The sequence below is a fragment of the Meiothermus luteus genome (genome assembly GCF_003574085.1).
GTDB lineage: Bacteria > Deinococcota > Deinococci > Deinococcales > Thermaceae > Meiothermus > Meiothermus luteus.
The window spans coordinates 21648-29331 of record NZ_QWKZ01000029.1; the positions used below are offsets into that span (position 1 = coordinate 21648).

General features: G+C 64.2%; 7 protein-coding genes. All 7 read left to right on the top strand.

Translation table 11 applies throughout. From position 1 onward, the window contains the following. The first annotated feature begins 45 nt into the window (after positions 1 to 45). A complete protein-coding gene (locus Mlute_RS06045) occupies positions 46 to 1074 on the top strand; it encodes a LacI family DNA-binding transcriptional regulator (protein WP_119359844.1) in 1029 nt (342 codons plus the stop codon). A 102-nt stretch (positions 1075 to 1176) separates the two neighbouring features. Beyond that, the gene (locus tag Mlute_RS06050) at positions 1177 to 2409 is read left to right on the top strand and encodes an ABC transporter substrate-binding protein (RefSeq protein ID WP_119359845.1); all 1233 of its coding nucleotides are present in this window, start codon (positions 1177 to 1179) and stop codon (positions 2407 to 2409) included. 93 nt (positions 2410 to 2502) lie between these two features. Further along, a complete protein-coding gene (locus Mlute_RS06055; RefSeq protein ID WP_245958866.1) occupies positions 2503 to 3486 on the top strand; it encodes a carbohydrate ABC transporter permease in 984 nt (327 codons plus the stop codon). A gap of 1 nt (position 3487) precedes the next feature. Further along, the gene (locus Mlute_RS06060; protein WP_119359846.1) at positions 3488 to 4327 is read left to right on the top strand and encodes a carbohydrate ABC transporter permease; all 840 of its coding nucleotides are present in this window, start codon (positions 3488 to 3490) and stop codon (positions 4325 to 4327) included. Positions 4328 to 4408: 81 nt separating this feature from the next. Next, positions 4409 to 5407, top strand: coding sequence for an endo-1,4-beta-xylanase (locus Mlute_RS06065; RefSeq protein ID WP_245958867.1), 999 nt, complete (start codon positions 4409 to 4411; stop codon positions 5405 to 5407). 10 nt (positions 5408 to 5417) lie between these two features. Beyond that, complete coding sequence (locus Mlute_RS06070) at positions 5418 to 6752, top strand: GH1 family beta-glucosidase (protein ID WP_119359850.1); 1335 nt, start codon at positions 5418 to 5420, stop codon at positions 6750 to 6752. Next, positions 6749 to 7684, top strand: a 936-nt coding sequence (locus Mlute_RS06075; RefSeq protein WP_182482489.1) for a glycoside hydrolase family 43 protein, incomplete at its 3' end; no start/stop codon positions are given. The genes Mlute_RS06070 and Mlute_RS06075, both read left to right, overlap by 4 nt.

Here is a 7684-nt window from a genome sequence, read left to right on the forward strand (position 1 = left end):
TCTGCTTTACTCTTCCTAGAAGCCCAAGCAGGCCTGGAGGTTCGGTTGCGCGAGAATGTGACCCTGAGCGATGTGGCCCGTGAGGCGGGGGTTTCGCCCAGCACCGTCTCCCGCGTGATTAACGGCACCGCCCGGGTGGACGCCCGCAAGCGCGAGGCCGTGCTCAGGGCTATAGAACGGCTGGGCTATCGGCCTAACCTGATGGCCAAGGGGCTGGCCCAGGGGCGCTCCCTCACCATTGGGGTGGTCACCCAGGAGATCAGCAGCCCTTACTACGGCGAGATGCTCAAAGGAGTGGAGCAGGCCCTGGAGGGCACCTCCTACCACCCCATCTTTGCCAGCGGGCACTGGCGGGCCGACCAGGAGGAGGCCGCCTTGAAGGTATTGGTGGGCCGGCAGGTGGACGGCCTCATCGTCATGGACGGCAGCGTGCCGCAGGAGAGGCTTTTAGAGCTGGCCCAGAGCATGCCCGTGGTGGTGGTGGGGCGGAGCATCCCGGGGCTGCGCTGCTTGGGCATTGACAACGCCCAGGGGGCCTACGAGGGCACCCGGCACCTGATTGAGCTGGGGCACCGGCGGATTGCCCACATCGCAGGGCCTCAGTCTCACCCCGACGCTATTGAGCGCCTGCGCGGCTACCGAAAGGCGCTGGAAGGGGCAGGCCTTCCCTTTGATCCCGCCTTGGTGGTGGAGGGGGACTACCTCGAGCCCTCCGGTCTTTTGGCGGTGGAGGCCCTTTTGGCTCGAGGGGCCTTGTTCACCGCCATCTTCGCCGCCAACGACCAGATGGCCTACGGGGCCAACGTGGCCCTGTACCGCCGGGGCATCCGGGTGCCCCACGATGTTTCTTTGGTGGGCTTTGACGACCTGCCCAGCTCCAGCTACTTCACCCCACCCCTGACCACGGTGCGCCAGCCGGGCCTGGAGATGGGTTGGGAGGCGGCCCGGCTGGTTCTGGCGCTGCTCGAGGGGCACGACTATACCCCCAAGCCCCTCGCGGCCCGCCTGGTGGTGCGCGAATCCACCGCTTTGTTGCGCTCTTCTGGGGTGCGCTGGGTGCACCCCGTGGACTAGTTTTTGGAAGGAGGTAGAGCGGGGAGTAGGAATTTTTGAAAGCGCTTTCAAAAGGCTTTAGGCAACCTGGGGAGCGGGAAGCTCCAAAATAAGGAGGTATCCATGAAGCGAACCCTGACCCTTTTGGCCCTGCTGGCGTTCTTTTCGCTGGGGCTAGCCCAGAAAACCACCCTCACGGTGGCGGTCTTTCCCAACCTGGACGACGCCCTAAAAGCCCAGATTCCCCTCTTCAACAAGAAGTTCCCCGACGTCGAGGTCAAGCTGGTCATCCAGCAGTACGCCGACCACCACAACGCCCTCACCACCGCTTTGGCCACCGGACAAGGCCTGCCCGACGTGGCGGCCATCGAGATTGGCTTTGTGGGGCGCTTTGCCGAAGGCCAGGGCTTTGAAGACCTGAACAAGGCTCCCTACAACGCCGGCCAGTACAAGCGGCTTTTCACCCCCTACACCATCGCCCAGGCCACCTCGGCCGACGGGCGGTTCATCGCCATGCCCACCGACATCGGCCCCGGCACCTTTTTCTACCGGGTGGACATCCTGCAAAAGGCTGGGGTAGACCCTAAGAGCATGATGACCTGGCCCGGCTACATCGCAGCGGGCCGCAAGATTAAGAGCGCCACCGGGGCTTTTCTGATCGCCGATGCCGCAGATGTGGCCTGGATTAACATCTTTGCCACCACCCCCGCCAACAACAGCCCTTACTTTGACGAGAAGGGGAATGTGGTGGTGGATAGCCCCCGCTTCGTGCGGGCCTTTGAGCTGGCCCGAAACATCCGCGCCGCGGGGTTGGATGCCCGGATTGGCGCCTGGACCAACGAGTGGTACGACGCCTTCAAGAAGGGCACCGTAGCCACCCAGTTCTCCGGGGCCTGGCTGCAGGGCCACCTGCAAAACTGGATGGCCCCCGAGACCAAAGGCCTGTGGCGGGTGCAGCAGCTCCCCGAGGGCATGTACGCCTCCTGGGGCGGTAGTTTCTACGGCATCCCCACCGCCTCCAAGAACAAAGCTTTAGCCTGGGAGTTCATCAGGTATGTGACCACCACCGAGGAGGCCCAGATCGCCGCGTTCAAGGCCATTGGTGCCTTCCCCGCGCTGCTTGCGGCCCAGAACGACCCCTCCTTCGCCGAGCCGGTAGAGTTCCTGGGCGGCCAGCAGGCCCGGCTGCTCTGGCGCGATGCGGCCCGCCGGGTCAAGCCGCTCAAGGCCAACAAGTACGACCGCATCGCCAACGAGATTCTGACCGCTGCGCTCTCCCAGGTGTTGGACGAAGGGAAGGACATCCCCTCGGCCCTGGCCGAGGCCAAGCGGCTCATCGAGCGCCGCATGCGCTAGCGGGAGGGGGGAGAAGGGGCTACCCTTCTCCCCCTTTTTGTGGCCCCTTTTGAAAGGCTTTCACAAAACCTGGGGCCCGCAAAAGGAGGAAGCGTGCAAGAGAGCCTAAGCAAAGCCAGCCCCCTTTCCGACCCTTCCCGCTGGGCCATGCGCTGGAGCAACTTTCAGCGGCGCTACGCCCCCTACATCTTCATCAGCCCCTTTTTCATCCTCTTCCTGATATTTGGCCTGTACCCCTCGCTTTTTTCACTGTACATGTCCTTCCAAGCCTGGACGCCCAGCGACGGCTGGGGCCGCTGGAAGTTTGTGGGGCTCGAGAACTACGCCTTTACCCTTACCGACCCCATGTTTTGGCGCTCCATGTGGAACACGGTCTGGCTGGGGGTGTTCTCGGGGCTGCCCCAGCACCTCATCGCGATTCCGCTGGCCTTTGTGATTCACATGGTGCTGAGCCGCTTCAAGACCTTTGTCACCGCGGTCTACTTCCTGCCCTACATCACCTCCTCGGTGGCCATCGCGCTCATCTTCAACACCCTCTTCGCCACCCACAACGGGGTGATTAACCTGGTCATCGCCCACCTCAACACCTGGCCGCTTTTAGGGGCGCTGCTGCCCGACCAGAACATCAACTGGTTTACCAGCGCCAACATCAAGTACGCCCTGGCGGTGGTGGTGGTCTGGCAGTTTACTGGTTGGAACACCCTGCTCTACCTCTCGGCCATCCAGGCCATCCCCAAAGACCTCTACGAGGCCGCCGCGGTGGACGGGGCCAGCCGCTGGCAGCAGTTCCGCTACATCACCCTGCCGCTTCTGCGGCCCATGATGTTCTTTGCGGTAAGCCTCACCATCATCGGCAACATGCAGCTTTTTGAGCAGCCCTTCGTGCTCCTAAACGGCGGGGCCAGCGCTGCTACGCCCGGCGGGCAGACCGCAACCATGTACATGTACCGCACGGCTTTTGAGTGGCTCGAGATGGGCACCGCGGCTTCCATCGCCTGGATTCTCTTTGTGTTCATCGGCATCCTCACCTACCTCAACCACCTGGTTTTTGGCCGCGCGGCTCGAGGAGGCGACTGAGATGAAGAAGAGTTCGTTGGGCGCCTTGCTGGTGCGGCTAGGGGGCTATGCCCTTCTGGCGCTGGGTGGGGTGCTCACGGTGGCGCCTTTTTACTTCATGTTTGTCTTCGCCACCCACCAGCGCTCGGAGATTTTCGGCTTTCCCCCACCCCTTTGGTTTGGCGAGCACTTTTGGAGCAACTACCAGATTCTGCTGGAGAAGATTCCCTTTTGGCGGGCCTACTGGAACAACCTCTACCTGGCCATCATGGTCACGGTGACCAGCCTCTTTTTCAGCAGCCTGGCCGGTTTTGGCTTCGCGATGTACGAGTTCCGCTGGCGGGAGCGGCTCTTTGGGGTGGTGCTGGCCACCTTGCTGGTGCCGGCCATCCTGAACCTGATTCCCTTCTACCTGCTCATCTACCAGATTGGCTGGATTAACACCCCCAAGGCCCTCTGGGTGCCGGGAATGGCCAGCGCGGTGGGCATCTTCATGATGCGGCAGTACATCGTATCGGCGATTCCCAAGGAGCTGCTAGACGCGGCCCGGATAGACGGCTGCAGCGAGTTTCAGATCTACCGGCGCATCGTGCTGCCCCTCATCCGCCCGGCCTTGGGCACCCTGGGCCTTATCACCTTCATCGGCTCGTGGAACCGCTTCGCCGATGTGAACGTGATCATGCGTACCCAGGAAACCAAGACCCTGCCGGTGGTGCTGCGCACCTTGCAGGGGGCTACCGACGTGGAGTGGGGGGCCATTATGGCCGGTACGGCGCTTTTGGTGGCCCCACTTTTGCTGGTGTTTGCCCTGGCCGCCCGGCAGCTCATGGAGGGGCTGACCTCGGGCGCGGTTAAGAGCTGAGAAGGAGCTTGTTCAGAACCGATTGATGGACTACTGCAGAAAGCGCAGGTACCTCAAGTTGCCTGTTCCTGGGGAGGATGGATGCCTTTTCGCTTGTGGAGCTTGATGCTCATGTGTTTGCTCATGGCCCTGGCCCAGTCTGGCCCGCCCCTGCGCGCCCTGGCCGAAAAGCGCAATTTTCAGATTGGGGCTGCGGTGGAGCCCAGCCTGCTCCTGCAAGAGCCCGAGTACGCTCGGATCTTAGCCCAGGAGTTCAACCTGGTGGTGGCCGAAAACGTGATGAAGTGGGGGGCCTTGCAGACCTCCCGCGGCCAGTACAACTTCGCCCTGGCCGACCTGCTGATGGATTTTGCCCAGAAAAACCGCATGGCCGTGCGGGGGCATACCCTGGTCTGGCACCAACAGCTTCCCCGCTGGATGTACGGGAGTTTTAGCCCCGCCGAGATGGAGGCCATCCTGCGGGAGCATATTCAGACTGTGGTGGGGCGCTACCGGGGCCGGATCGCCTACTGGGATGTGGTCAACGAGGCGGTTGGGGACGACGCCAAGCTGCGCCCAACCCCTTTTGAGGTCTTGCCCGACTACCTGGAGAAGGCCTTCCGCCTGGCCCGTGAGGCCGACCCCCAGGCCAAGCTTTTCTACAACGACTACGGGGCCGAGGGGCTGGGCCCCAAGTCGGACGCCATCTACGCCCTGCTCAAAGGGCTGAAGGAAAGGGGCGTGCCCCTGGATGGGGTGGGCTTTCAGGTGCACGTGGACCTGGGCTTCTCACCTGGGGCTGTGCGCATGGCGGAGAACCTCGAGCGCTTCGCCAGGCTGGGCCTGGAAATTCACATCACCGAGATGGACGTGCGGCTTAGTGGGCCTGGCAGCCGGGCCGAACGCTTGGAGAAGCAGGCCCAGGTGTACCGCGAGGTGATGCGGGTCTGCCTGGGCCAGCCCCGTTGCAAAGCCTTCACCCTTTGGGGCTTCACCGACGCCCACTCCTGGCGGTCGGCCAGCGAGCCCCTCATCTTCGACGCCGACTACAAACCTAAGCCTGCCTACCTTGCCCTACAGCAAGCCTTGCAACGACCCTGAGGAGATTTGCATGAAGCGAAGTGACTTTCCCTCCGACTTTACCTGGGGCACTGCCACCTCGGCCTACCAGATTGAAGGGGCCGTGGCCGAGGACGGCCGAGGGGTGAGCATCTGGGACACCTTCAGCCACACCCCGGGCAAGACCCGTGGCGGCGATACCGGCGATGTGGCCTGCGACCACTACCACCGCTACTTGGAGGACATCGCCCTGATGAAGGAACTGGGGGTCAACGCCTACCGCTTCTCGGTGGCCTGGCCGCGCGTCCTTCCTGAGGGGCGGGGCAGGGTCAACGAGAAGGGCCTGGGCTTTTACGACCGCCTGGTGGATGCTCTTCTGGCCCAAGGCATCACCCCTTGGGCCACCCTCTACCACTGGGACCTGCCCCAGCCTTTGGAAGACCAGGGGGGCTGGCCGGTGCGGGAGACGGCCTACGCCTTTGCCGAGTACGCCGACCTCCTCACCCGCCGGCTGGGCGACCGGGTGCGGCACTGGATTACCCTCAACGAGCCCTGGTGCTCGGCCCATCTGGGCTACTTGGCCGGGGTACACGCCCCGGGCAAGCGAGACCTGTCCCTGGCGGTACGGGCTGCCCACCACCTACTGCTGGCCCACGGCCTGGCGGTGCCCCTCATCCGGCAAAATGCGCCCGGGGCCCGGGTGGGCCTCACCCTAAACCTTTCGCCCGGCCACCCAGCCTCCCCCCACCCCGCCGACATCGCCGCGGCCCGCCGCTTTGACGGCTTCCAGAACCGCTGGTATTTAGACCCACTCTTTGGTTTTGGCTACCCAAAGGACGTGCTGGCCCTCTACGGCCAGGCCGCCCCGCCGGTGCAGGAGGGCGACCTGGCGGTGATTGCTACCCCCACCGACTTCCTGGGGGTCAACTACTACTCCCGGACGGTGGTGCGGGAGGGGTCCGAGGAGCCCTACCGCTTCCAGTACGTCCGGGTCGGGGAGGAACGCACTGCAATGGACTGGGAGGTCTACCCCGAGGGCCTTCTGGAGCTGCTGCGGCGGCTTTGGCGCGAGTACCGTCCGGGGGCCATCTACATCACCGAGAACGGGGCCGCCTACCCGGATGCCGTGGGTGAGGATGGGGAGGTTCGCGATTTGGAGCGCATCCACTACCTGCAGCGCCACCTTGCCCAGTGCCTCACCGCCCTGCAGGAGGGCGTGCCCCTGCGGGGCTACTTTGTCTGGAGCCTGCTGGACAACTTTGAATGGGCCGAGGGCTACAGCAAGCGCTTCGGCCTGGTTCACGTGGACTTTGCCACCCAGCGGCGCCGCCTCAAGGAGAGCGGGCGCTGGTGGCAGGGCTTCTTGCGGGAGGCGGTGCGGTTGTGAGGATTTGCAATCCGGTGCTGCGGGGCTTCCACCCCGACCCCTCCATCCTGCGGGTAGGGGAGGACTACTACATCGCTACCTCCACCTTTGAGTGGTGGCCGGGGGTGCGCATCCACCACTCGCGCGACCTGGTGCACTGGCGGCCGGTGGGCTACGCCCTAACCCGCACTTCGCAGCTTGATCTGCTGGGCAACCCCGACTCGGGCGGTGTCTGGGCCCCCTGCCTGAGCCACGACGGGGAGCGGTTTTATCTGGTCTACACCGATGTGAAGACCTGGGGCAACGGCGAGGCCTTCAAGGACGCCCACAACTACCTGGTGACCGCGGAACGCATCGAGGGCCCCTGGTCGGAGCCGGTCTACCTGAACGCCTCGGGCTTTGATCCCTCGCTTTTTCACGATACCGATGGGCGGAAATGGCTCCTCAACATGCAGTGGGACCACCGCAAGGGAAAAAACCCCTTCGCCGGCATCCTCCTGCAGGAGTACGACCCGGTGCAGAAGCGGCTGGTGGGGCCGGTGCGGAAGATCTTCCGGGGCACCCCCCTGGGGGTGACCGAAGGGCCCCACCTTTACAAAAAGGATGGCTGGTACTACCTGGTGGTGGCCGAGGGGGGTACGGTCTATGAGCACGCCGTGACTGTGGCCCGCTCGCGCTGTATTGAGGGGCCCTACGAGGTGGACCCCTGCTACCCCACCCTCACCGCCAAGGGCCGCCCCGAGCTGCCCCTGCAGAAAGCCGGCCACGCCTCGCTGGTGGAGACCCCGGGAGGGGAGTGGTACCTGGCCCACCTGGTGGGACGTCCCCTCGAGCCCCCCCACATCCCTCGGCGGCACTGCCCCTTGGGCCGCGAGACCGCGCTGCAGAAGCTGGTCTGGACGCCTGACGGCTGGCCCCGGCTGGCCCATGGGGGCAACGCCCCAGCCCTCGAG

What these genes read in the sequence shown, in the direction of transcription:
- Mlute_RS06050 (WP_119359845.1), top strand. Translation starts at nt 1,177, where the DNA reads ATGAAGCGAACCCTGACCCTTTTGGCCCTGCTGGCGTTCTTTTCGCTG.
- Mlute_RS06060 (WP_119359846.1), top strand. Translation starts at nt 3,488, where the DNA reads ATGAAGAAGAGTTCGTTGGGCGCCTTGCTGGTGCGGCTAGGGGGCTAT.
- Mlute_RS06065 (WP_245958867.1), top strand. Translation starts at nt 4,409, where the DNA reads ATGCCTTTTCGCTTGTGGAGCTTGATGCTCATGTGTTTGCTCATGGCC.
- Mlute_RS06070 (WP_119359850.1), top strand. Translation starts at nt 5,418, where the DNA reads ATGAAGCGAAGTGACTTTCCCTCCGACTTTACCTGGGGCACTGCCACC.